At 69.3% G+C, this 23162-nt stretch carries 21 protein-coding genes; 19 read left to right on the forward strand and 2 right to left on the reverse strand.

Annotation, left to right across the window (positions count from 1 at the left end):
- Positions 1–211: 211 nt before the first annotated feature.
- From ABZ915_RS04995 to ABZ915_RS05040, 10 genes are all read left to right on the forward strand, one after another.
- Positions 212–826, forward strand: coding sequence for a hypothetical protein (locus tag ABZ915_RS04995; protein ID WP_361797683.1), 615 nt, complete (start codon positions 212–214; stop codon positions 824–826).
- A 5-nt stretch (positions 827–831) separates the two neighbouring features.
- Entirely contained in the window at positions 832–1842 is a 1011-nt protein-coding gene (locus ABZ915_RS05000; RefSeq protein WP_361795992.1) for a hypothetical protein, read from the forward strand.
- A 119-nt stretch (positions 1843–1961) separates the two neighbouring features.
- Positions 1962–2279: a hypothetical protein gene (locus ABZ915_RS05005; RefSeq protein ID WP_361795995.1), complete on the forward strand. Its 318-nt coding sequence runs from the start codon at positions 1962–1964 to the stop codon at positions 2277–2279.
- Positions 2276–3661 (forward strand): hypothetical protein, encoded by a 1386-nt coding sequence (locus ABZ915_RS05010; protein WP_361795998.1) that lies wholly within the window; start codon positions 2276–2278, stop codon positions 3659–3661. The genes ABZ915_RS05005 and ABZ915_RS05010 overlap by 4 nt, the downstream gene beginning before the upstream one ends.
- The gene (locus ABZ915_RS05015) at positions 3658–4320 is read left to right on the forward strand and encodes a hypothetical protein (protein WP_361796001.1); all 663 of its coding nucleotides are present in this window, start codon (positions 3658–3660) and stop codon (positions 4318–4320) included. The genes ABZ915_RS05010 and ABZ915_RS05015 overlap by 4 nt, the downstream gene beginning before the upstream one ends.
- A gap of 1024 nt (positions 4321–5344) precedes the next feature.
- Positions 5345–6259 (forward strand): SUMF1/EgtB/PvdO family nonheme iron enzyme, encoded by a 915-nt coding sequence (locus tag ABZ915_RS05020; RefSeq protein ID WP_361796004.1) that lies wholly within the window; start codon positions 5345–5347, stop codon positions 6257–6259.
- Positions 6256–6588 carry a VCBS repeat-containing protein gene (locus ABZ915_RS05025; RefSeq protein ID WP_361796007.1) on the forward strand — a complete coding sequence of 111 codons (333 nt, stop codon included), beginning with the start codon at positions 6256–6258 and terminating at the stop codon, positions 6586–6588. Before ABZ915_RS05020 ends, ABZ915_RS05025 begins: the two co-directional genes overlap by 4 nt.
- Positions 6589–6782: 194 nt before the next feature.
- Positions 6783–8186, forward strand: a complete 1404-nt coding sequence (locus ABZ915_RS05030; RefSeq protein WP_361796010.1) for a nitrate/nitrite transporter — start codon at positions 6783–6785, stop codon at positions 8184–8186.
- Between the two features lie 85 nt (positions 8187–8271).
- Entirely contained in the window at positions 8272–9432 is a 1161-nt protein-coding gene (locus ABZ915_RS05035) for a uroporphyrinogen-III synthase (protein WP_361796013.1), read from the forward strand.
- Positions 9433–9652: 220 nt separating this feature from the next.
- On the forward strand, positions 9653–10183 hold the full coding sequence (locus ABZ915_RS05040) for a helix-turn-helix transcriptional regulator (protein ID WP_361796016.1): 531 nt from the start codon (positions 9653–9655) through the stop codon (positions 10181–10183).
- On the opposite strand, the gene ABZ915_RS05045 is transcribed toward ABZ915_RS05040, so the two are convergent.
- The gene (locus tag ABZ915_RS05045; RefSeq protein ID WP_361796019.1) at positions 10134–10673 is read right to left on the reverse strand and encodes a peptidoglycan-binding protein; all 540 of its coding nucleotides are present in this window, start codon (positions 10671–10673) and stop codon (positions 10134–10136) included. The genes ABZ915_RS05040 and ABZ915_RS05045 overlap by 50 nt on opposite strands.
- A gap of 321 nt (positions 10674–10994) precedes the next feature.
- Here ABZ915_RS05045 and ABZ915_RS05050 point away from each other — a divergent pair, with 321 nt between their 5' ends.
- The 6 genes from ABZ915_RS05050 to ABZ915_RS05075 all read left to right on the forward strand — a co-directional run bounded on the left by ABZ915_RS05050 (position 10995) and on the right by ABZ915_RS05075 (position 18252).
- On the forward strand, positions 10995–11609 hold the full coding sequence (locus tag ABZ915_RS05050; protein WP_361796022.1) for an ABATE domain-containing protein: 615 nt from the start codon (positions 10995–10997) through the stop codon (positions 11607–11609).
- 340 nt (positions 11610–11949) lie between these two features.
- On the forward strand, positions 11950–12471 hold the full coding sequence (locus ABZ915_RS05055) for a sigma-70 family RNA polymerase sigma factor (RefSeq protein ID WP_010039908.1): 522 nt from the start codon (positions 11950–11952) through the stop codon (positions 12469–12471).
- A gap of 50 nt (positions 12472–12521) precedes the next feature.
- Complete coding sequence (locus ABZ915_RS05060) at positions 12522–13295, forward strand: zf-HC2 domain-containing protein (RefSeq protein WP_361796025.1); 774 nt, start codon at positions 12522–12524, stop codon at positions 13293–13295.
- Positions 13296–13466: 171 nt separating this feature from the next.
- Positions 13467–15854 (forward strand): UvrD-helicase domain-containing protein, encoded by a 2388-nt coding sequence (locus ABZ915_RS05065; protein ID WP_361796028.1) that lies wholly within the window; start codon positions 13467–13469, stop codon positions 15852–15854.
- A gap of 339 nt (positions 15855–16193) precedes the next feature.
- On the forward strand, positions 16194–17609 hold the full coding sequence (locus ABZ915_RS05070) for an NAD-dependent malic enzyme (RefSeq protein ID WP_361796031.1): 1416 nt from the start codon (positions 16194–16196) through the stop codon (positions 17607–17609).
- Between the two features lie 361 nt (positions 17610–17970).
- Entirely contained in the window at positions 17971–18252 is a 282-nt protein-coding gene (locus tag ABZ915_RS05075) for an HU family DNA-binding protein (protein ID WP_361452885.1), read from the forward strand.
- A gap of 421 nt (positions 18253–18673) precedes the next feature.
- On the opposite strand, the gene murA is transcribed toward ABZ915_RS05075, so the two are convergent.
- Positions 18674–20014: a UDP-N-acetylglucosamine 1-carboxyvinyltransferase gene (murA, locus tag ABZ915_RS05080; RefSeq protein ID WP_361796034.1), complete on the reverse strand. Its 1341-nt coding sequence runs from the start codon at positions 20012–20014 to the stop codon at positions 18674–18676.
- A gap of 276 nt (positions 20015–20290) precedes the next feature.
- Here murA and ABZ915_RS05085 point away from each other — a divergent pair, with 276 nt between their 5' ends.
- From ABZ915_RS05085 to ABZ915_RS05095, 3 genes are all read left to right on the forward strand, one after another.
- Positions 20291–20863 carry a YqgE/AlgH family protein gene (locus tag ABZ915_RS05085; RefSeq protein ID WP_361796037.1) on the forward strand — a complete coding sequence of 191 codons (573 nt, stop codon included), beginning with the start codon at positions 20291–20293 and terminating at the stop codon, positions 20861–20863.
- Between the two features lie 29 nt (positions 20864–20892).
- Positions 20893–21171 (forward strand): DUF3039 domain-containing protein, encoded by a 279-nt coding sequence (locus tag ABZ915_RS05090; RefSeq protein WP_310777786.1) that lies wholly within the window; start codon positions 20893–20895, stop codon positions 21169–21171.
- Between the two features lie 220 nt (positions 21172–21391).
- Positions 21392–23008, forward strand: a complete 1617-nt coding sequence (locus ABZ915_RS05095; protein WP_361797686.1) for a beta-N-acetylhexosaminidase — start codon at positions 21392–21394, stop codon at positions 23006–23008.
- The last annotated feature ends 154 nt before the right edge of the window (positions 23009–23162 follow it).

Consider the following 23162-nt stretch of genomic DNA (forward strand, 5'->3'; position numbering starts at 1 on the left):
AGCGTGAACGTCGGCGTACGCGGGCGAGTAAGAACTCCTCGCTGTTGCAATGTCACGAGACGGCACCGACCCCTGGCCACACCAACCCGCTCTGGTGCCCCAACTGGCAGCCTCGATACCGTATCGACTGCTTCACCCACCCCGACCGCCCCACCAGGAGCCCACCGTGACCCGCCGCCCCCGCCTGCTCACGACAGCCACCGCTGGCACGATGGCCGCGCTTCTCCTCGCCGGTTGCGGCGGGGGTGGTGACGGCGGATCGAAGGGCAACGACAAGATCGCGGGAGCGGACACGGGGGGTAAGTCGTCGGCTTCGGCGAGCGCGTCGGCGTCTGTAACTGCCAGCCGTCCGGAGATCACTTTCCCATCCGACGCCAAGAACGTCTTCGAGGACACGAAGACTGGCGATGCGACGAAAGATGCGGTCCTTGCGGACAGCGCTCTGAGCATCAATTCCGTGGACGAGGCCATCTTCAAGGGAAGTGCGAGCACGAAGGCGCTTGGCTTCTACAACACAGACAAGGCCCTTAGTTCGTCGATCACGTACGTGCAGGGATATATCAAGGACAAGGACACGTGGATCGGTGAGACCCGGTACTTCGACCGCAAGGTGACGCTTTCAGGATCGAAAGAGGCGTACGTCACCTATTGTTCCGATGAGAGCAAGTCTTTCATCAAGAACAATAAAACGAAGAAGGTCGATAGGACGCCGACGACTGCGAACGCCTACGTGCTCTACCACACGACACTCGCCAGGAACGCCGACGGCGTCTGGCAGACGACCGACATCGTTTCGAACAGGGGGGACAAGGCGTGCCAGCCCTAAGGAAGTTGGCGAGGATCACGACGGTCCTGACCCTTGTAAGTGTTCCCGTCCTCGCGTCCCATGTGGCCTTCGCTGAGCGCGACAAGCACGGCAGCAACGGGCAGACCAAGCAAAACGGAAACGCCACCGACGACGGCAATCTTTCTTCGACCGTGGGCGTCATCGTCTACGACCGTTCGAAGAACGGCTCCGGCGACTCGGTGGGCCCCGTCACCTCCACCACCTCCTGGACCCCGCCGGCCTGCTGGTACGCGCCGAAATACACCCCGGCCCAGCTCAAGGCCTACCTGGAGCCGATCTGGGAGGCGGGTTCCACAGGTTACGAGTGGGATGCCGAGCAGCGTGCCCGGTATGTCGACGGTCACCCGTACAAGGACTTCAACAAGGACAGGGCCGACAAGGGCTACTGGTGGGACTCGTACGTCAACAAGGACTTCCCGCCGGGCTGGGACAAGTGCAAGGAGCCCTTCTTCTGGGTCGACAAGGGTGACCCCCCGCCGGCGAACGTCGAGAACGCCGTCACGCCGAAGATTCTCGCCGAGCTGGCGTACAACGAGATCCGCGTCCCGAGCACGAAGGTGACACTGGCCCCGGCGAACAAGACCAAGGTGAACCTGCCCACCTGGGCCTGGCTGGACGGCGCCAAGTTCAAGCCCGTCTCCGTCACCGCCTCGATCCCGGTGCTGGGTATCTCGGCGACGACGACCGCCGAACCGGTCTCCCTGAAGATCGACCCCGGCACGTCGGACGCGGAGACGTACCCGGCGTCAGGCGTCTGCCAGATCAAGGACGGCAGCATCGGCGAGCCCTATGCCAAGGGGAAGTCCGACGAGACGCCACCCTGTGGAGTGAAATACCTGCGCTCCTCCGGGGACGGTTCGTACCCCCTCAAGGCCACCATCACCTGGAAGATCCACTGGACCGGCAGCGACGGCGGCGGCGACACCCTGCCCGACGGCACCTTCGGGGCGACCCAGAATGTCGTCGTGCAGGAGATCCAGGCCGTCAACCGGTGACAGAGGGCGCCAACGCGTAGTCCGCCCGTTCCCTCAAGTGGGGACGGGCGGTTGCCTGGGTCGATGACCGGATAGCGCGATTCCGCTTCGTGCGGGGCCGACCCAGGAGAGCTGAGCACGTGGCAGACCGGCTGGCCGTCGACGACGACGAGCTGAAGCACTTCATGAAGTTGCTGAACAAGTCGAGTGACTCGTTGAAGGGCCTGCGCAAGGCGCTCGGCGACGCGACCGTCACCGACCTGGGCACGGACGACCTGGACTCGGCCTGCGAGGACTTCCAGGAGGACTGGAAGTACGGCACCGAGCAGATCGGTGAGCAGACCGAGAACCTCGCGAAGATCATCGGTCAGAGCAAGGACAGCTACCAGGAGGTCGACAAGGCGCTGGAGGAGGCGCTGAAGAAGGGCAAGCACGGCAGGAACGGGACCGGAAAGTGACGACGGCTCCCGGCGTCGAGGCGAACCCGTATCCCGATTCCGCCGCGCACCGCAGCGGCGACCTCCCCCAGGGACTGAAGCCGACCCCGTACGGTCCGGACCTCCCGAACCCGTACACGCACCTGGGCTTCAATCCGACGCCGGGGAACACGGACACCGTACGGGACCTGCACAAGAAGCTCGCCTCCTGCGCCAAGGCCCTCGAGGAGACGCACGGCCTCGTCACCAAGTTGATGGACGGCAGCTACTGGCAGGGCGACGCGGCCGTAGCCTTCCGCGAGGAACTCCAGGGCGGCCCGCTGGCCCTCAACCTCAAGAACGCCGCACACTCGATCCACAAGGCAGCCCGCCAACTCAACGGCTGGGAAGGCGAACTCGACGACTTCCAACGCCGAGCCAAGCGCCTGAACGACGACGCCAAGGACGCCCAGGACGCCCTCGACAAGGCAAAGGGCCACGCGACCAAGGCGAAAAACGACCCTGACCTGAACAAGAACGGCTCCCGCCAAGACGACGCCCAGAAGACCCTGACCCACGCGAACACAGCAGTCCAAACCGCCCAGGCCGACCTCGACAAAATCATCACCAAGGCGAAGAAACTGGCCGAGGAGCACGAGGAGAGGGCACGGTACAGAGCTGGGAAGATCCGGCACGCGACGAAGAAGCTGGCGCCGCATGAGCCGGGTGCTTGGGACAAGTTCACGGGCTGGTTGGGGGACAACCTGCCCGACATCCTCAGCGGTGTGGTTGCGGTTCTGGGCGTGATCGCCATCTTCGCGACAGGACCGTTAGCCGTTCCCCTCCTTATGGTGGCCGCAGCGGTGCTCAGCGGAACCGCTCTCGCTCTTCGGTTGCAGGACGACGAGGTCTGGGCCTCCCTCAAGGATGGGCTTACGAAGGGGGAGTTCGACGCGGACTTCTGGGGCAACGCCATCTCGGTCGCCGGAGATGCATTGGGTGTCGTCCCCGGGCTTGGTGCGGTGGCCAGGGGTCTGATGAAGGCTCCCGAAGCGCTGAGTGCCGCTGCCCGATCTGCTGAGGGTGCGCTCGCCCTGGGGCAGAAGGTCACCACGGTCGGTTCTACGATCCGGGACGAGGCGTTGGCCATCTCCGATTCGACAAGCTTGCTGGAGCGGGCGAACGTCTTCGGTGCGCGTACGGGTGATGTGCTGCCGGTGGTGGAGAACACCGCGACCTGGCTCGGAGCCGGCACGGCCGTGTACGGGGTGGCCGGCAGCCTCTACGATTCGCTTGGTAGCGACAGCGATGCGGTCAAGGCTGTTACCTCCACGCTGGACGGCGTCAGGACCGGGACGGTCGACGGATCGGCCACGGCTGGCGTTCTCCACTACCTCTTCGGGGGAGTGGCGGCAGCGTCATGAATTCGAAAGTGATCGTCATCGACTCGTCCGCCCGGATGCTCGACGCCGACATCTGGTTCGCGTTGCCCGCGGGGTTCGTTCCGTTGCCGCTCAACGAGCTCGTCCAACCAGAGGAAGGGCTCGAGGTTGCGGAGAATGCGAGCCCACCACGTGTACTCGTGGAAGCACCGAAGTCTGCCGACGGGCGTCGGCGACTCGTCTCGCTGCTCGCACCGGTTCAGCGCATGTTTCATGTGCTGGCACTCAGCGGTGTGGTCCATTGTTCAGTGGGTCTGCATCGTGATGACGAGAGTGACGGATCCCTGCTGCCGTCGCTCTTCACGCTCGGTTGGACGGAGACCGCCTGGGCGCCGCGTGGCGTGACTGCTGCCCGAATCGCCGCAGGAGTACTTGGCGCCCGTTATGTGGAGGTTCTCGATCTGTCCTGTGGTCCGGCGTCCCTTGTGGAGACTCTGGTGAGCGCCCAGGTTGCCGACGCACCGCGGGAACTGCTTCAGCTTGCCGTGCACGTTCCGTACCCGCATGCAGCGAAGCTGGCCGTGCTGACTCTTTCAACGCCTGCAGTGCACCGTGCTGATCACTACCGCGACCTACTACGGGAGGTGGCTCGCATGGTCACTTTTGAGAATCCGCTAATCGTAGAAGAGGACGAGGCGTGACATGGGGCGTACGCGTAATCCAGCGGCCTCTGTTTCTGCCTGGGACGATTCTGCTACGCAGGCTGCTTGGGTAAAGTTGTTGACCTTCGCTATTGTTGGCCAGGTCGTTTGGCCTGCCATGTGTGTCGGTGGCTTCGTTCTCATGCTAATCATCGGGCAGTGGACGATGTGGTTCATGCTGCCTATTGTTTTGTATGCGTTGTACCGCGCTTTTCTTCAGCGTCAATACATTGATTCTGCTGCTCGGGTGCGGCGAGTTCTGAAGGCGTACCCCTGGCAGACGTACAGGACACCCGAAAGCGGTATCGGGCAGATTCCCGGAGCGAAGCTTGGTGATGTCTGGCTCGCCTTCCCGGATCCGGATCAGCCGGAGAACGTCGTGCCCGTCATCCTTCGCGGCCATGCACGGTCTGTGTGGTGGCGCCGTCGCCTCGGGCGAGGGTACGAGACGGAGAAGACAAGGCAGGTGGGCGACGTCTGGTTCGCTGGTGATCCCCGATTCGCCGGGGTCATCGCGGTTCCTGGCCCCAGACGCCTGTTCCTGCTGTATCAGCCAGTGGGCGGACACTCAGGAAGTAGCAACGAGCGAGCTGCCTCTCCCGAGGCGGTAGAGCGTGCACGCCGAGCTGGGGTCCGTGTAGCCCCCTGATCTGTGCTTCTGCATCATGCCCATTCCTTCCACGGGTGGCCCGTCTGAGGGAGGGCTGGGTGCGGCCGTAGTTGCCACTGCTCGAACCATGTCACCTGGCTTACGCGCTCCTCGTCATGTAGCTCCGGCACCGCCCGTACGAGTCTTTGTCCTCGCACAGTCCAATGACACGCCATCCACAGTCATCGACGCTTGCTTCCGGCGTTCATGACGGGACCTCAGCAGTTACCTGAGCAGGTGGCAGATCTTGGGCAGGAGCCCCAGCCGCAGCTCAGTCGGCGGGAGTTGCTCGTTTGCGGCGGTGGTGGAGCCGTCGCGCTTTTGGGCGGGGCTGGTGCCGGCAGCGCCCCCGGGGGCACGGGGGTTTCTCGCGGTGTGTCGTCCGCAGGGGCCGGGCAGAGTCTCCTCGAGATACCGGCCGACCCCTCGTTCGTCTTTGCCGCTGATCTGAGCAACAACGTCGGCGCGGGGGAGGCCTCGCCGATCTCCGCCGCGTACCTGTTGGGGGCGTACGCGGTCACCAATGCGCGGTGGAAGGAGTTCCTCGACGACGGTGGCGGGGACGCGCCGCCGTACTGGAATGGCGGCGAGTATCCGGAGGGGAAGGGGGTGCATCCGGTTCTGTCGGTCTCTCTGGAGCAGGCCGAGGGCTTCTGTGGTTGGCTTTCCGGGCAGGCGGACGGTGTCACGTTCCGGCTGCCGACCGAGGCCGAGTGGGAGAACGCGGCGCGCGGGCCGTCCTCGTACACCTACCCGTGGGGCAACAGCGCCTGGACGACGTACGACGGCACCACCCTCACCAGCCGCTACAACTACAACGCCGTCTGCGCCGCCGCCTACCTCGTCGCCCATGGTGACGAGGAGGCGACGTACAACGACGAGAACTCCACCCGCTACGGCGAGAGCGACCTCGTCTCGGAGATCCTCACGGTCACCTCGACCGGCGGGTTGAGTGGCTGGATCGACCACTCCACGTACACCGGGTTCGTCTTCACCGACCTGTTCGACGCGCTGGTCGCGGCCGACGGCAACACCTCCGCCGTCGGCAGCTACGCCGACGGAGTCAGCGTGTACGGCGCCCACGACATGGCCGGCAATGTCTTCGAGTGGACGTCATCCCTGATCACGGCCACGAACGGCGGCGAGGCCGGGCAGCGGGTCAACGCGGTGCGGGGTGGGTCCTGGTACTCCACCGGACGCAGTTGCACGACGCGTTACCGGGGCGAGGGGCGTGAGGGCAGTGGCGGGTACGTCACCGTCGGCTTCCGTGTCGCCGCCGACACCCGATGAACCCGCTCCCTCTGCTGCTCGTGTCGGGTGGAGGCCGAGGGAGGTGCGGCCGCGTACCCGACTCGCCCTCCTGGCCATGGGCGAGGTGCTCGCCATCGTCGCCCCTCGGCAACGCCTCCGGTGCCGGCAGCACGTGCAGCGGTACCACCACCTTCACCCAGTCCATCACCGCCACGACCGGCAGCAACCCCCGGCACGTCCTGACCGCCGACCTGGACGGCGACGGCACGGCGGACATCGTCGTAGCGGCCAGTGCGGCCAGTGCGGCCAGTGCGGCCAGTGCGGCCAGTGCGGCCAGTGCGGCCGACGAGGTGACGGTGACGAGGTGACGGTGTCAAGGGCGGCTGCGTGGCGCAGCGGCGCGGGCAACTCGCGGAACCTCTCATCCCGCATCCCCACGGGGTGAGAGCAAAGTTCCCTTCCGGTCACCCACAGCCACAGACCGGAAACGCGCCCTTCCTACCTTCGGGTGGAGTCAGTCGAGCCGATGGCAGACCGAGCCCCGGAGCACCGTGGAGGCGTCATGACAGCCCCAGCCCCAGCCCCCAGTACGGCCAGTACGGCCCCCGCCTCGCGCGGCAGGGGAGGTCGTTGGATCGAGGAGTGGGATCCGGAGGACGAGGCCTTCTGGAACGAGAGTGGGGAGAAGACCGCCCGGCGGAATCTGTTCTTCTCCGTGCTGTCCGAGCACATCGGGTTCTCGGTCTGGACCATGTGGTCGGTGCTGGTGCTGTTCATGGGCCCCGAGTACGGGCTGACCCCCGCCGACAAGTTCCTGCTCACGTCGGTGGTGACGCTGGTCGGTGCCGTCGTACGGGTGCCCTACACCTTCGCGGTCGCGGTCTTCGGCGGGCGGAACTGGACGATCGTCTCGGCGAGCCTGCTGCTCGTCCCGACGATCGCCGCGTTCGCCGTGATGAAGCCGGGGACGTCGTTCGGCACCTTCCTCCTCGTCGGGCTGCTCGCGGGCATCGGCGGCGGCAACTTCGCCTCGTCCATGACCAACATCAACGCCTTCTTCCCGCTCAGGAAGAAGGGGTGGGCGCTGGGCCTGAACGCCGGTGGCGGCAACATCGGCGTGCCGGTCATCCAGCTGGTCGCCCTCGCGATCATCGGGGCGAGCGGCGGGCCGCGGGTGCTGCTGGGGATCTACATCCCGCTGATCGTCGTCGCCGCCGTCCTCGCCGCGATGTTCATGGACAACCTGGCCTCCGTGAAGAACGACACGGGCGCGGCGAAGGACGCGGCGAAGGACGCGCACACTTGGATCATGTCCTTCCTCTACATCGGGACGTTCGGGTCGTTCATCGGCTACAGCTTCGCCTTCGGGCAGGTGCTGACCAACCAGTTCGGGCGGACGCCGATGCAGGCCGCGTATCTGACCTTCATCGGGCCGCTGCTGGGCTCGCTGATCCGGCCCGTCGGCGGCCGGCTGGCCGACCGGTACGGCGGGGCGAAGATCACGCTGTGGAACTACGTGGGCATGGCCGCCGCCACCGCGGTCCTGGTCGGGGCCAGTATCGCGAAGTCGCTGCCGCTGTTCGTGGCCGTGTTCGTGGTGCTGTTCGTGCTCAGCGGGCTCGGCAACGGCTCGACGTTCAAGATGATCCCCGGCATCTTCCAGGCGAAGGCCCTGGCCAAGGGGCTCGAGGGCGAGGCGGCGGCGGCCCACGGGCGGCGGCTGTCCGGGGCCTCCATGGGGCTCATCGGGGCGGTCGGCGCGCTCGGCGGAGTGGGGATCAACCTCGCCTTCCGGCAGTCCTTCCTCTCCTACGGTTCCGGCACCGGCGCGTTCGTCGCCTTCCTGGCCTACTACGGTCTCTGCTTCGCTGTGACCTGGGCCGTATACCTTCGCCGCCCAGCCGGCCAGGCCCGTACCGCGGCCGCCGCCGAGGCGAAACCGCAGCTCAGCTACGCGGAGGTGTGACGTAACACCGGCGACATCAACCCGAACCGAGCCTGTCACGCGCCGTTGACAGGCTCGTTCGGCATGCAGGTCAGCTAGGAGAGCCATGTACGACGAAACGCAGCGACCGGACCACGACCGGCACGGCCCCCTCGCCGGGTTCACCGTGGGTGTGACGGCCGCGCGCCGGGCCGACGAGCTCGGGGCGCTGCTCCAGCGGCGCGGGGCGGCCGTGCTGCACGCGCCTGCCCTGCGCATCGTGCCGCTCGCCGACGACGGCGAACTGCTCGCCGCCACCAAGGAGATCATCGACCAGGTGCCGGACGTGGTGGTCGCCACCACCGCGATCGGCTTCCGGGGGTGGGTCGAGGCCGCCGACGGGTGGGGGCTCGGCGAGCAGTTGCTCGGGCGGCTGCGCGGGGTGGAGCTGCTGGCGCGCGGGCCCAAGGTCAAGGGTGCGATACGGGCCGCCGGGTTGACCGAGGAGTGGTCGCCGTCGAGCGAGTCCATGGCCGAGGTGCTGGACCGGCTGCTGGAGGAGGGTGTCGACGGGCGCCGGGTCGCCGTACAGCTGCACGGTGAGCCGCTGCCCGGCTTCGTCGAGGCGCTGCGGGAGGGGGGAGCCGAGGTGGTGCCGGTGCCGGTGTACCGGTGGATGCCGCCGGAGGACCTCTCTCCCCTTGACCGGCTGCTGGACGCCACCGTCTCGCGCGGGCTGGACGCGCTGACCTTCACCAGCGCGCCCGCCGCCGCGTCGCTGCTGTCCCGGGCCGAGGAACGGGGGCTGCTGGACGAGCTGCTCGCCGCCCTCAGCGGCGATGTGCTGCCGGCCTGCGTCGGGCCGGTCACCGCGGTGCCGCTCCAGGCGCGGGGCGTCGAGACGGTCCAGCCGGAGCGGTTCCGGCTCGGACCTCTCGTCCAGCTGCTCTGCCAGGAACTGCCGGGACGGGCGCGCGCGCTGCCGGTCGCCGGGCACCGGGTGGAGATCCGGGGGCACGCGGTGCTGGTGGACGGCGACCTGAAGCCCGTACCGCCGGCCGGGATGTCCCTGCTGCGGGCACTGTCGCGGCGGCCGGGCTGGGTGGTGGCACGGGCGGAGCTGCTGCGGGCCCTGCCGGGGGCCGGGCGGGACGAGCACGCCGTGGAGACGGCGATGGCCCGGCTGCGTACGGCGCTCGGGGCGCCGAAGCTGATCCAGACCGTGGTGAAGCGGGGCTACCGGCTCGCCCTCGATCCGGCGGCCGACGCGAAGTACTCCGACGCCTGACGGGCACGGGAGGGACACCGGGGAGGCCTCACCACTCGGGTCTGTTCCTCCCCCGTGCGGGTCTGGCCGTCTCGCGCGCCCTGCACGGGCGGGTGCGAGTGCTCCCGGTGGCCCGTGTGCGCTCTGCCGCGGGCCTGCGGCCGGACGGCACGCTGGCGTTGCCGTGCACGGGCGGGGGGGCCGCAACCGGGCGGTGGCACGGCGAGCACGGGGGGCGACGATGACACGCTGGCGGTCCCTGCCGGATGCGCTGCCGGGAGAGGTACGGCACCTGGTCGGGCAGTTGCGGGTGCTGAAGGACCGTACGGGGCTGAGCCTCGCGGAGCTGGCCCGGCGGACCGCCTACAGCAAGTCGTCCTGGCAGCGGTATCTCAGCGGTACCAAGCTGCCGCCGTGGGCGGCGGTGCAGGCGCTGGGCCGGCTCGCGGGCGGGGAGCCGGCGCGGCTGCTGGTGCTGTGGGAGCTGGCCGACCAGGCCTGGACGCCGCCCGAGGCGGCGATGCCCGCCGGGCCGGCCGAGCCGTCGGAGGACGAGGCTTTCGCGACAGGTCCCGAGCCGCCCGGCGGCGGGCGCGGGCGGTGGCGGACGGCGGCGCTGGTCGCGTTCGCCGTCATCGTGCTGCTGGTGGCGGGGCTGCTGTGGGTGCTGCCCCGGGGGTCGGACGACCGTACGGCCGGCCGCCCCCGGGACCGTTCGGAACTCAGCCGCGCTGGTCGTAGTAGGCGTTCTTCCAGGGACCGGTGCCCTTGATCCGCACCCGGTACTTGCCGCTGACCCGCTTGAAGTCGACGGGCCGTGCGTCCCCCGCGTAGTGGACGCCGCCGCCCGAGGAGGGGCCGGAGAGCCACCGCTGGGCGAAGGTCCAGCTGTCGTCGGTGACCACGCCGTCGTTGTCGCTGAGGTGGTAGTGCTCCTGCCACCACTGGGTGGCCGATTCGGTCTCCGGGCCGAACGAGCCGTCGATCTGGCCCTTCTTGAAGTTGTGCCAGTCGCCGTCGTCGTCCTGCCACTGGGCGCCGTCCGCGTACAGGATGGTCTGCCACAGGGCCGTGGCGTTGCTCTCGGCGTAGTCGTCGACGCCGAGGTTCTCCTCGTCCTGCCAGTCGTCGGTGACGGCGCCGCCGCCGTCGATGCCGTGGTACGGGGCGGCGTTCGCCGCCGGCGCCAGCGCGATGCCGATGGCTCCCGCGCCCAGCAGCGCGGCCGTCGCCATGGCGACGGTCTTGGTGCGCACGCTCATGAACTGTTCCCTTCTGAACCGCCGTCCCCCGTGGTTCCCCTGGGGCGGCTCTCGGTGCGTTTCGCAGGACAAAGAGTCCCGGCCGTGAGCGGGGGCGGCGAGGCCTGACGGCGGATCTGGACCGGAACGGGACGGACCGTGCGCCCGCCACCGTCGTCCCCGCCGCTCAGGGGCCGGACGGGCACCCCGTGGGACGGGGTGGGAGGGCCCGGGAACGAAGACGGGACGTGTCCGCCGCCGGTACGAGGGGTTCCGGCCCCGCGCGCGGGCAGGCACTGTGGGAGAGGGAACGGTTCCCCAGCCCAAGGCGGTGACAGGCACATGGCACTGGGTACGGCCACGGACCGGTACGAGCTGCGGTTCGACGCGGGGCGGATCTCCCTGGATCTCCTCTCCACCACTCACCCCGGCGAACGGCTCTACTCCGTCGAGCCGTTGCGCGCCTGGGTCACGGGCTCGGGACTCGTACCGCCGGGCACCCCGCTGGCGCACGCCGACGGCTCCTGGCTCGCGAGCTTCCGTGAACTGCGGGGGTGCGTCGAGCGGTTGATGCGCGCCGACGCCGACTCCGGTACGTCCGGGCCCGGCACCGACAGCCGGTCGTACGACCTCGCGCTCGCCCGTCTCAACGAGTTCGCCCGGCCCGCGCCCCCGGCCCCGCGCGCGGTGCGTACGGAGAGCGGCGCACTCGTACGGGAGTTGGACGGTCCGCCGTGCTGCGCGGCGCTGCTCGCGGCGGTCGCCCGGGACGCCGTGGAACTGCTGACCGATCCGGTCGCGTGGGCGGCGGTGCGGGAGTGCGAGGGGGACAACTGCCCCATCATGTACGTGGACACGTCCCGCGGGCGGCGCCGGCGATGGTGTTCGAGCGAGGTCTGCGGGAACCGGGAACGGGTCGCAAGGCACCGTCGGCGGGCGGCACTTGCCCGAGCCTGAGTGTCCGGTAGGTGTTTTCTGGGCGTTAAGCACCGGTCTGGCGTCGAAGTGATTTCGACAACACCGCGTTTACCTCCGGCGCGGCGCGGGCAGCTCCGGTCGGCCCCCGTTCTCCTCGACGATGTGTCGGAAATGTAAAGATCATGCGGTGGGAATGTGTGTGCATGTCCCCCTCGTCACGTCACCCCAGAGAAATATGTCACTCGGGTTTGAACACACCGCGGGCCACATCCGTACGTGTGGGCGAGCGACCGACTGGGGGAACCCCCGGACACCGGAGGTGGGCGTGCGCAAGGATGCGGCCGTGGCCAATGAACGTGGATCGAGGGCCCGACATCGCATGTCCCAGCCCTCGGAACCAGATGAGGAGCTGATGCGTGCTCTGTATCGCGAGCACGCCGGACCACTCCTTGCGTATGTCCTTCGGCTGGTCGCCGGTGATCGGCAACGCGCCGAGGACGTCGTGCAAGAGACGCTCATCCGTGCCTGGAAGAACGCCGGCCAGCTCAATCGAGCGACCGGATCGGTACGCCCCTGGCTGGTGACGGTCGCACGCCGCATCGTCATCGACGGTCACCGCAGCCGGCAGGCCCGGCCGCAGGAGGTCGATCCGTCGCCGCTGGAGGTCATCCCCGCGGAGGACGAGATCGACAAGGCGCTGTGGCTGATGACGCTGTCGGACGCGCTCGACGACCTGACCCCTGCCCACCGGGAGGTCCTCGTCGAGACGTACTTCAAGGGGCGTACCGTCAACGAGGCGGCTGAGACGCTGGGCATTCCCAGCGGCACGGTCCGCTCTCGGGTGTTCTATGCCCTGCGGTCGATGAAGCTCGCACTGGAAGAGCGGGGGGTGACGGCGTGATGAGTGTCTACGGGGGATTCGGAGCGGGAGGTCCGGGTATGTCTGGACCCATGAGCCCCAGGCAGGGCCCGGTGCCCAACGAGCATGAAACCGTCGGCGCCTACGCCCTCGGCATCCTCGACGACGCGGAAGCAACCGCTTTCGAAGCACATCTCGCGACCTGCGAGTGGTGCGCCCAGCAGCTCGACGAGCTCGCCGGGATGGAGCCGATGCTGGCCGCCCTCGCGGACCTGCCGGGCACCGGGGCAGGGACACCCGCGATCGGCGAATCCCTGTCCGCCAAGCCCACGCCGCGGCTGATGGACAACCTCGTCGACGAGGTCGCCGAGCGCCACGCCCAGAAGCGCCGCAAGAGCTTCTTCATGCTCGCCGCGGCCGTCGCGCTGATCATCACCGGGCCGGTGGCCGTGATGGCGGTGAACGGCGGCAGTGACTCGGCCCAGCAGGGCACGACGCTGTCGGCCACCGCCAAGGACACGTTCAACACGATGTCCGACAGGGTCACGGCGACGGACGCGAGCACCAAGGTGACCGCGACCGTGGCGATGAAGGAGAAGCCCTGGGGCACCGCGGGCGTCGTCCAGATCAGCAACGTCAAGGGCCCGCTGAAGTGCTCGCTCATCGCCGTCGGCAAGAACGGTGAGCGCGAGACGATGACCTCCTGGTCGGTCCCGAACGAGGGCTACGGCATCCCCAACGCCAAGACGGAGATGGCCAAGGAACCGCTCTACGCCCAGGGCGGCGCCGCCTTCAAGACGAACGAGATCGATCACTTCGAGATCATGACCTTCGACGGCAAGAAGCTGGTTCAGGTCGACGCGTAGGCCTGTTCCTGCACGGGTGTTCGGGGCCCGGTGTGCGCATTCGCGGCGTTGTCGCGGGTGCGCGTGCCGGGCCCGTGTGTTTCCGGGGTGGTCGGCCGGGCGGGCCCCTCGCCTAGAGGGGGCCTCTTCGCGTACGGTTGACGGCTGCCCAGCACGTCAGAAGGGGGCCCGGTGGCCGCTCAGGCTCAACAGGAAACCGCGGTCGGCTCGGTTCAGGACTCGGCGCAGGACTCCCTGCGCGACCGAGAGATCAGCGTGGAACAGGAACACCTGGACCGGGTGTACCGGCGCCTCGAGGAGAAGATCCACGAGGCCGAGTTCCTCATGCACGACGCGGCCAAGCGCGGCCAGGTCGGCACCCCCGGCGCGCTCGCCGAGCGCGACGCGCAGGTCTTCCGGGCGGGTGTCCACCTGAACCGGCTGAACAACGAGTTCGAGGACTTCCTGTTCGGCCGGATCGACCTGCTGCTCGGCAAGGACGGCAAGAAGGGCCCCGACGGCGCGTACACCGCGGTCGAGCCCGCCGAGGGAGCCGTCCGCGAGGACGGTACGGCCGACATCGCCGAGACCCTGCACATCGGCCGCATCGGCGTCCTCGACCAGGACTACGCGCCCCTGGTGATCGACTGGCGGGCGCCCGCCGCGGCCCCCTTCTACCGCTCCACCCCGGTCGACCCCGGCCGGGTCGTCCGCCGGCGCGTCATCCGCTCCAAGGGGCGCAGGGTCCTCGGTGTCGAGGACGACCTGATGCGCCCCGAGCTGAAGGCCACCCTGCACGGCGGCGAGCTGCCGGTGATCGGCGACGGCGCCCTGATGGCCGCCCTCGGGCAGGCCCGTACGCACACCATGCGGGACATCGTCGCCTCCATCCAGGCCGAGCAGGACCTGGTGATCCGCGCCCCCGCCGCCTCCGTGACCTACGTCGAGGGCGGACCGGGCACGGGCAAGACGGCCGTGGCCCTGCACCGGGCCGCGTACCTCCTCTACCAGGACCGGCGCCGGTACGCGGGCGGCATCCTGATCGTCTCGCCGACCCCGTTGCTCGTGGCGTACACCGAGGGCGTGCTGCCCTCGCTCGGCGAGGAGGGACAGGTCGCCATCCGCGCGATCGGCTCACTGGTCGAGGGCGTCGAGGCCACCCTGTACGACTCCCCGTCCGTGGCCCGCGCCAAGGGCTCGTACCGGATGCTGAAGGTGCTGCGGAAGGCGGCCCGGGGGGCTCTGGAACTGGGGCCGGCCGGCGGCACGGGCGGCGCGCACACGGCCGCCGCTCAGGGGCAGCTCGCCTTCGGGGACGAGGACACCCCCGCCGGTCCGCCCGACCGGCTCCGCGTGGTCGCCTTCGGGCGGCGGCTGGAGCTGGAGGCGGGCGCGCTGGAGCGTATCCGCCATACGGCCCTGGGCGGCACCGCGCCCGTCAACCTGCTCCGCCCCCGCGCCCGCAAGCTGCTCCTCGACGCCCTGTGGGCCCAGTCCGGGGCGGGCACCCGGCACACGGACCCCGAGCTGGCCGCCGAGCTGCGGTCCTCGTTCGACGAGGACGTCAGCACGGAGGACAGCTTCCTCGCGTTCCTCGACGCGTGGTGGCCCGAGCTGACCCCGAAGGCCGTCCTCGCGGCCATGGCGGACGAGCGGCGGCTCGGCCGCTGGGCCCGGGGGATCCTGAACCCCGGCGAGGTCCGCAAGGTCGCCCGCTCCCTCAAGCGGGACGGCCTCACCGTGCACGACATCGCGATGCTCGACGAGCTCCAGGCCGTCCTCGGCGCCCCCGCCCGGCCGAAGAAGAGACGCGACCTGGACCCGCTGGACCAGCTCACCGGCCTTGAGGAGCTGATGCCGGTCCGCGAGGAGTCGCAGCGCGAGCGGGCCGAGCGGCTGGCGCAGGAACGCACCGAGTACGCGCACGTCATCGTCGACGAGGCACAGGACCTCACGCCGATGCAGTGGCGCATGGTCGGCCGCCGGGGCCGGCACGCCACCTGGACGGTCGTCGGCGACCCCGCCCAGTCCTCCTGGTCCGACCCGGACGAGGCGGCCGAGGCCCGCGACGAGGCCCTGGGCACCCGCCCGCGCCGCCGCTTCCAGCTGACCGTGAACTACCGCAACCCGGCGGAGATCGCCGAACTGGCCGCGAAGGTCCTCGCCCTCGCCATGCCCGGCTCCCAGTCCCCGTCGGCCGTACGGTCCACCGGCGTCGAGCCCCGCTTCAGCGTCGTGCGCGACTCGCTGGAGAAGACCGTGCGCGCGGAGGCCGAGCGGCTGCTGAACCTGGTGGACGGCACGGTCGGCGTGGTCGTCGCCATGCAGCGGCGCGGGGAGGCCGCCCGCTGGCTGGCCGGGCTCGGCGACCGGGTGGTGGCGCTGGGCAGCCTGGAGGCCAAGGGCCTGGAGTACGACGCCACGGTGGTCGTCTCACCCGCGGAGATCGCGGACGAGTCGCCGGCCGGGCTGCGGGTGCTGTACGTCGCGCTGACCCGGGCCACCCAGCAGCTGACGGTGGTCTCCGGGGAGCGGGACCAGCCGGACGCGGCCGGGGTGCCGGATCTGCTCCGGGACTGAGCGGCCGGCGCCCCGTCCCGGGCTGCCCGTGTCCCGGTTTCCTGTGAACCGTCCGTACGGGAATGGCCTTGCGGGATCCGTTTGTTAGCCTGGGTGTGGCACCGGCCCGATCCAAGCCCCCGGGCCCAACCTTCGTCGCTACGAGCGACCACTTGCCGCGAGGCGAGCATGGCGGGTCGGTGTCACTGAACGTTCGAGAGGCCCACATCCGATGTGATGTGGGCCTCTTTTGTTGAGAACAAAACGTTCTCAATGCGGCCTGGCTAACGCCTACTCGACGGTAGGTGCGACGATCGGACGGCATTGCCCTAGACACGGTGAAAGCAGAGGAAGTCGGCCATGGCAACGGCGCCCAGCGTCTCCTACTCGATGACGGTCCGGCTGGAGGTGCCCGCGAGCGGAACCGCAGTCTCGCAGCTCACCACCGCTGTGGAGTCCTCCGGAGGCTCGGTTACCGGCCTCGACGTCACCGCGTCCGGCCACGAGAAGCTCCGTATCGACGTCACCATCGCGGCCACGTCGACCGCGCACGCCGACGAGATCGTCGAGGAGCTCCGCGGCATCGAGGGCGTCACGCTGGGCAAGGTCTCGGACCGTACCTTCCTCATGCACCTCGGCGGCAAGATCGAGATGGCGTCGAAGCACCCCATCCGCAACCGTGACGACCTCTCCATGGTCTACACGCCCGGCGTGGCCCGCGTGTGCATGGCGATCGCCGAGAACCCCGAGGACGCCCGCCGCCTCACCATCAAGCGCAACTCCGTTGCGGTCGTGACGGACGGCTCCGCCGTGCTGGGTCTGGGCAACATCGGCCCGAAGGCCGCGCTGCCCGTCATGGAGGGCAAGGCGGCCCTCTTCAAGCGCTTCGCCGGCATCGACGCCTGGCCGATCTGCCTGGACACCCAGGACTCCGACGCGATCGTCGAGATCGTCAAGGCGATCGCCCCCGGGTTCGCCGGCATCAACCTCGAGGACATCTCCGCGCCCCGCTGCTTCGAGATCGAGGCGCGGCTGCGCGAGGCCCTCGACATCCCCGTCTTCCACGACGACCAGCACGGCACGGCGATCGTCGTCCTCGCCGCCCTGAAGAACGCACTTCGCTGTACCGGCAAGGCAATTGAGAACATCCGCGTCGTGATGTCCGGCGCGGGCGCGGCCGGTACGGCCATCCTCAAACTGCTGATCGCCGCCGGTGTGAAGAACGCCGTCGTCGCCGACATCCAGGGTGTCGTGCACGCCGGCCGCGAGGACCTGGTGGACGCCCCGGTCGGTTCGGCGCTGCGCTGGATCGCCGACAACACCAACCCCGAGAACCTCACGGGCACCCTGAAGGAGGCCGTGCACGGCGCCGACGTCTTCATCGGCGTCTCCGCCCCGAACGTCCTCGACGGGGACGACGTGGCGGCCATGGCCGAGGGTGCGATCGTGTTCGCGCTCGCGAACCCGGACCCCGAGGTCGACCCGGCAATCGCTCGCCAGACGGCCGCAGTTGTGGCCACCGGCCGCTCCGACTTCCCCAACCAGATCAACAACGTGCTGGTCTTCCCGGGTGTCTTCCGCGGTCTGCTGGACGCGCAGTCCCGCACGGTGAACACCGAGATGATGCTCGCCGCCGCGCAGGCGCTGGCCGACGTGGTGACCGAGGACGAGCTGAACCCGAACTACATCATCCCCAGCGTGTTCAACGACAAGGTCGCGGGCGCCGTGGCCGGCGCGGTGCGGGAGGCGGCCAAGTCGGTGGGCGCGGCGTCGTAGGCCGCGGGGCGGGTATGCGTGGCCGTGGGTGATGTGCATAGCCTTGTGAGCATCCCCACGGCGGGGCGTCGTACCGGCGCGTCGTGGAACCCGGCACCCGGAGTCGCCGTCTAGGGTGTCGGCCACGTTCGGGCACTCTTTTCGTGTGACTCCCTAGGGTGTTCTCGCGACTCCTACGGGTGCCGGATTGGCTTTCCCGCCGCAGGTAGGGGCAGGATGCGTCCCTGGGCGCGAGGGTCTGACGACGGACCCGGGTCCGGGGACTCTCCGAGGACCCTGGCAGCATCGGCATGGCCGTGCCCGACATGCGGCTCTGCCGCGTGGCACGCCTCAACGGCAAGAAGAACACGGGAGTAAGAACATGAACCGCAGTGAGCTGGTGGCCGCGCTGGCCGACCGTGCCGAGGTGACCCGCAAGGACGCCGACGCCGTGCTGGCCGCGTTCGCCGAGACCGTCGGCGAGATCGTCGCCAAGGGCGACGAGAAGGTCACCATCCCTGGCTTCCTGACCTTCGAGCGCACCCACCGTGCCGCTCGTACCGCTCGTAACCCGCAGACCGGTGAGCCCATCAACATCCCGGCCGGTTACAGCGTGAAGGTCTCCGCGGGCAGCAAGCTCAAGGAAGCGGCCAAGGGCCAGTGACCTTGCCGTCCGTATGCCACGGGACGGTGTACGGCCTGTAGAACGCCAATGGGGCGGCACCCGGACTCCGGGTGCCGCCCCATTAACATGCGCCGCTCCTGACGCCCTGCAACCCCGCCACCCGCCCCTCACCGGGAGCGGCGGGCCACTCCACGCCGCGTTTGCCCGGGGGAAGCCCCGGGCTCGCCCCGGCCGGGCGGGCTGCCCGGGGGACGACCCCCGGACCCCCGGCCGGGAGCGGGCTGCTCGGGCCGGGGGCGGGTGGTGGGGGTGGGGTCAGCCGAGGGCTTTGCCGGGGAGTTCGACCTTCGCGCCCAGTTCCTGGAGCTTCTCCATGCTGTGCCTGCCCGGGGGACGACCCCCGGACCCCCGGCCGGGAGCGGGCTGCTCGGGCCGGGGGCGGGTGGTGGTGGGGGTGGGGTCAGCCGAGGGCCTTGCCCGGGAGTTCGACCTTCGCGCCCAGTTCCTGGAGCTTCTCCATGAAGTTCTCGTAGCCGCGGTTGATCAGTTCGATGCCGTGGACGCGGGACGTGCCCTGGGCGGCCAGCGCGGCGATCAGGTAGGAGAAGCCGCCGCGCAGGTCGGGGATGACCAGGTCGGCGCCCTGGAGCTTGGTGGGGCCGGACACCACCGCGGAGTGCAGGAAGTTGCGCTGGCCGAACCGGCAGTCGGAGCCGCCCAGGCACTCGCGGTAGAGCTGGATGTGGGCGCCCATCTGGTTCAGCGCGGAGGTGAAGCCCAGACGGGACTCGTAGACCGTCTCGTGGATGATCGACAGGCCGGTGGCCTGCGTGAGGGCCACGACCAGCGGCTGCTGCCAGTCCGTCTGGAAGCCGGGGTGCACGTCCGTCTCCAGGGCGATGGACTTCAACTGGCCGCCGGGGTGCCAGAAGCGGATGCCCTCGTCGTCTATCTCGAACGCACCGCCCACCTTGCGGTAGGTGTTGAGGAAGGTCATCATCGAGCGCTGCTGCGCGCCGCGGACATAGATGTTGCCCTCGGTCGCCAGCGCCGCCGACGCCCAGGACGCGGCCTCCAGGCGGTCCGAGAGGGCACGGTGGGTGTAACCGCCCAGCTTGTCCACACCGGTGATGCGGATCGTGCGGTCGGTGTCCATCGCGATGATCGCGCCCATCTTCTGCAGTACGCAGATCAGGTCCTCGATCTCCGGCTCGACGGCCGCGTTGGACAACTCGGTGACGCCCTCGGCGAGTACGGCCGTCAGCAGCACCTGCTCGGTCGCGCCGACGGACGGGTACGGCAGCCGGATCTTCGTACCGCGCAGCCGCTGCGGAGCCTCCAGGTACTGGCCGTCCGCGCGCTTCTCGATCGTCGCGCCGAACTGCCGCAGCACGTCGAAGTGGAAGTCGATGGGCCGGCCGCCGATGTCGCAGCCGCCCAGGCCCGGGATGAAGGCGTGGCCGAGACGGTGCAGGAGAGGGCCGCAGAACAGGATCGGGATGCGGCTCGAACCGGCGTGGGCATCGATGTCAGCGACGTTCGCGCTCTCCACGTACGTCGGATCGAGGACCAGTTCGCCGGGCTCCTCACCCGGACGGACCGTCACCCCGTGCAACTGGAGCAGGCCGCGTACGACGCGCACGTCACGGATGTCCGGAACGTTGCGCAGTCGGCTCGGCGCACTGCCCAGCAGGGCGGCGACCATGGCCTTGGGCACGAGGTTCTTCGCGCCGCGGACACGGATCTCGCCCTCCAGCGGGGTGCCGCCGTGGACAAGCAGGACATCGTCGTTGACGGTCATGTATCTCGCGTTCCGATGAGTCGGGCAGGGGTCGGCCGATCACTTTGCGCAGGGGCCGGAGAGACAGGGTAATCGCCGATTACCCCCCTCCCGTAAGCCCAAGGACCGCCCAGCTAGGTCATAGCTGTGTCACAACACGAACCGTTCCCCGTCGGCCACGTCCCGTCACCGCCCCGGCCGTGCGCTCGGCCGCGCGCCGTTGCGCCCTGAGCTGCATTCACTCCCCGGCATCGATTGGCTCCCCATGCGAAGGGAAGATGCGAGATCATGTCTGGCATGACCGAGGTGTCCTCGCTCACAGGGCGGCTGCTCGTGGCAACGCCCGCCCTGGCGGACCCGAACTTCGACCGTGCGGTGGTGCTCCTTCTCGACCACGACGAGGAGGGCTCGCTCGGCGTCGTCCTCAACCGCCCCACCCCGGTGGACGTGGGCGACATCCTGGAGGGCTGGGCCGATCTCACCGGCGAGCCCGGCGTGGTCTTCCAGGGCGGCCCGGTGTCGCTGGACTCGGCGCTCGGCGTCGCGGTCATCCCCGGCGGCGCCAACAGCGACCGCACCCCGCTCGGCTGGCGCCGGGTGCACGGCGCGATCGGGCTCGTCGACCTGGAGGCCCCGCCGGAGCTGCTCGCCTCGGCCCTCGGCTCCCTGCGGATCTTCGCCGGTTACGCCGGCTGGGGCCCCGGCCAGCTGGAGGACGAGCTGGTGGAGGGTGCCTGGTACGTCGTCGAATCCGAGCCCGGCGACGTCTCGTCCCCGTCCCCGGAAACACTCTGGCGCGAGGTCCTGCGCCGCCAGCGCAGCGAGCTGGCGATGGTGGCCACCTATCCGGACGACCCTACGCTCAACTGATGCGTGTGAGCTTCAGTACCCTGGGGCGTATGAGCACTCTCGAGCCCGAGCGCGGGACTGGTACGGGGACCCTCGTTGAGCCGACGCCGCAGGTGTCCCACGGTGACGGCGACCATGAGCGCTTCGCCCACTACGTCCAGAAGGACAAGATCATGGCGAGCGCCCTCGACGGCACCCCCGTCGTAGCGCTGTGCGGCAAGGTGTGGGTGCCGGGCCGTGACCCGAAGAAGTACCCCGTGTGCCCGATGTGCAAGGAGATCTACGACTCCATGGGCAGCGGCGGCGACGAGGGTGGCAAGGACAAGTAGCGGCAGGTAGCCGTCGGCGAGGCCCCCGGGGTGTGTGACACACCCCGGGGGCTTTCGTGCGCCCGCGCGGGGAAGTGGTCGAGACCTCTTGTCGGCGTGTCGACGCGCCTCTAGCCTTCCTGGTGTTGTGATGTGTGAAACGGACGTTGCGCATGTTGCAACGACCGCTTCGGCGACCGGCCGTTCCGGCGACCGGGGGACGAGGGCTGACGTGAGCGAACTGATTCCGGCACCGCGCACCATCGACGACGGCCCGACTGGCCGCGCCGTCACACTCGACCGGGACACCACCCTGTGGGCCGCCCCGGGCACCGGCACCACCGAGCGCTGGCTGCGCGCCACGCTCGGCGCCGCCCTCGGCCTGCCCCTGCCGCCGGGGCCGCAGGACGCGCGCAATTCCGTACGCCTGCGCCTGGACGACACGCTGGAGCCGGAGGCGTACCGGCTCGGCGTCGTCGCGGACCGGGGCGTCGAGATCCGCGGCGGCGACGCGGCCGGGGTCTTCTGGGGCGCCCAGACCCTGCGTCAGCTGCTCGGCCCCGACGCCTTCCGGCGCGCTCCCGTGCGCCCGGACGCCAGCCATGTGATCCCGCACCGGATCGTCGAGGACTCACCGCGCTTCCGCTGGCGCGGCCTCCTGCTCGACGTGGCACGGCACTTCATGCCCAAGGACGGCGTGCTGCGCTATCTGGATCTCCTGGCCGCGCACAAACTCAATGTCCTCCACCTCCATCTGACGGACGACCAGGGCTGGCGCATCGAGATCGAGCGGTATCCGGAACTGACCGGGACCGGATCCTGGCGGACGCGGACGAAATTCGGACATCGGGCCTCACCGCTGTGGGACGAGAAGCCGCACGGCGGCCACTACACCCAGGACGACATCCGGGAGATCGTCGCCTACGCCGCCGAGCGGCATATCACCGTGGTCCCGGAAATCGACGTACCGGGCCACTCGCAGGCCGCCATCGCCGCGTATCCCGAGCTCGGCAACACCGACGTCATCGACACCACCGCCCTTTCCGTCTGGGACACCTGGGGGGTCAATCCGAACGTACTCGCCCCCACTGACGACACCCTTCGCTTCTACGAGACGGTGTTCGAGGAAGTACTCGCCCTCTTCCCGTCCGAGTTCATCCACATCGGCGGCGACGAATGCCCCAAGGAGCAGTGGCGGTTGTCGGCCACCGCCCAGGCCCGCATCAAGGAACTCGGTCTCGCGGACGAGGACGAACTCCAGTCCTGGTTCATCGGCCACTTCGCGAAGTGGCTCTCCGCGCGCGGACGCAGACTCATCGGCTGGGACGAGATCCTCGAGGGCGGACTCGCCGACGGCGCGGCCGTCTCGTCCTGGCGCGGGTACGGCGGCGGGATCGCCGCGGCGCGGGCCGGCCACGACGTCGTGATGTGCCCCGAGCAGTACGTGTACCTGGACCACCGGCAGGACGCCGGCGCGGACGAACCCGTGCCGATCGGCTTCGTGCGCACCCTGGAGGACGTCTACCGCTTCGAGCCGGTTCCACCGCAGCTCACCGAGGAGGAGGCGCGCCGTGTGCTGGGCACCCAGGCCAACGTGTGGACGGAGGTGATGGAGGACTCCGCGCGCGTGGACTACCAGGCCTTTCCGCGGCTCGCCGCCTTCGCCGAGGTGGCCTGGAGCGCCCTGCCCGCCCCGGCGGAACGGGATTTCGACGGCTTCGAGCGCCGGATGGCCGCCCACTACCGCAGGCTCGACGCCCTGGGCGTCGCCTACCGCCCGCCGGCCGGGCCCCGGCCGTGGCAGCGGCGGCCGGGCGTGCTCGGGCGCCCGATCGAGGGCCCGCCCCCGAACGGGTAGACGAAACTGGACAAGTGGGTGAAGGTGGCGGAAAAGCCCCCAATGCCTCCTAGCGGACCCACGCGTTACGGCCCTGCGAAGATGTGCCAGAGTTGCCACGTCCGCCCTGTCAGCACGTACCGTACGGCAACACAGGTGGGACCAGGTGGGGCAG

The organism is Streptomyces sp. NPDC046915 (assembly GCF_040644935.1).
Classification (GTDB): Bacteria; Actinomycetota; Actinomycetes; order Streptomycetales; family Streptomycetaceae; genus Streptomyces.

Coding starts and splice junctions, on each gene's coding strand:
- ABZ915_RS04995 (WP_361797683.1), top strand. CDS start 212: ATGGCCGCGCTTCTCCTCGCCGGTTGCGGCGGGGGTGGTGACGGCGGA.
- ABZ915_RS05015 (WP_361796001.1), top strand. CDS start 3,658: ATGAATTCGAAAGTGATCGTCATCGACTCGTCCGCCCGGATGCTCGAC.
- ABZ915_RS05025 (WP_361796007.1), top strand. CDS start 6,256: ATGAACCCGCTCCCTCTGCTGCTCGTGTCGGGTGGAGGCCGAGGGAGG.
- ABZ915_RS05030 (WP_361796010.1), top strand. CDS start 6,783: ATGACAGCCCCAGCCCCAGCCCCCAGTACGGCCAGTACGGCCCCCGCC.
- ABZ915_RS05035 (WP_361796013.1), top strand. CDS start 8,272: ATGTACGACGAAACGCAGCGACCGGACCACGACCGGCACGGCCCCCTC.
- ABZ915_RS05040 (WP_361796016.1), top strand. CDS start 9,653: ATGACACGCTGGCGGTCCCTGCCGGATGCGCTGCCGGGAGAGGTACGG.
- ABZ915_RS05045 (WP_361796019.1), bottom strand. CDS start 10,673: ATGAGCGTGCGCACCAAGACCGTCGCCATGGCGACGGCCGCGCTGCTG.
- ABZ915_RS05050 (WP_361796022.1), top strand. CDS start 10,995: ATGGCACTGGGTACGGCCACGGACCGGTACGAGCTGCGGTTCGACGCG.
- ABZ915_RS05055 (WP_010039908.1), top strand. CDS start 11,950: ATGTCCCAGCCCTCGGAACCAGATGAGGAGCTGATGCGTGCTCTGTAT.
- ABZ915_RS05060 (WP_361796025.1), top strand. CDS start 12,522: ATGAGCCCCAGGCAGGGCCCGGTGCCCAACGAGCATGAAACCGTCGGC.
- ABZ915_RS05070 (WP_361796031.1), top strand. CDS start 16,194: ATGGCAACGGCGCCCAGCGTCTCCTACTCGATGACGGTCCGGCTGGAG.
- ABZ915_RS05075 (WP_361452885.1), top strand. CDS start 17,971: ATGAACCGCAGTGAGCTGGTGGCCGCGCTGGCCGACCGTGCCGAGGTG.
- murA (WP_361796034.1), bottom strand. CDS start 20,014: ATGACCGTCAACGACGATGTCCTGCTTGTCCACGGCGGCACCCCGCTG.
- ABZ915_RS05085 (WP_361796037.1), top strand. CDS start 20,291: ATGACCGAGGTGTCCTCGCTCACAGGGCGGCTGCTCGTGGCAACGCCC.
- ABZ915_RS05090 (WP_310777786.1), top strand. CDS start 20,893: ATGAGCACTCTCGAGCCCGAGCGCGGGACTGGTACGGGGACCCTCGTT.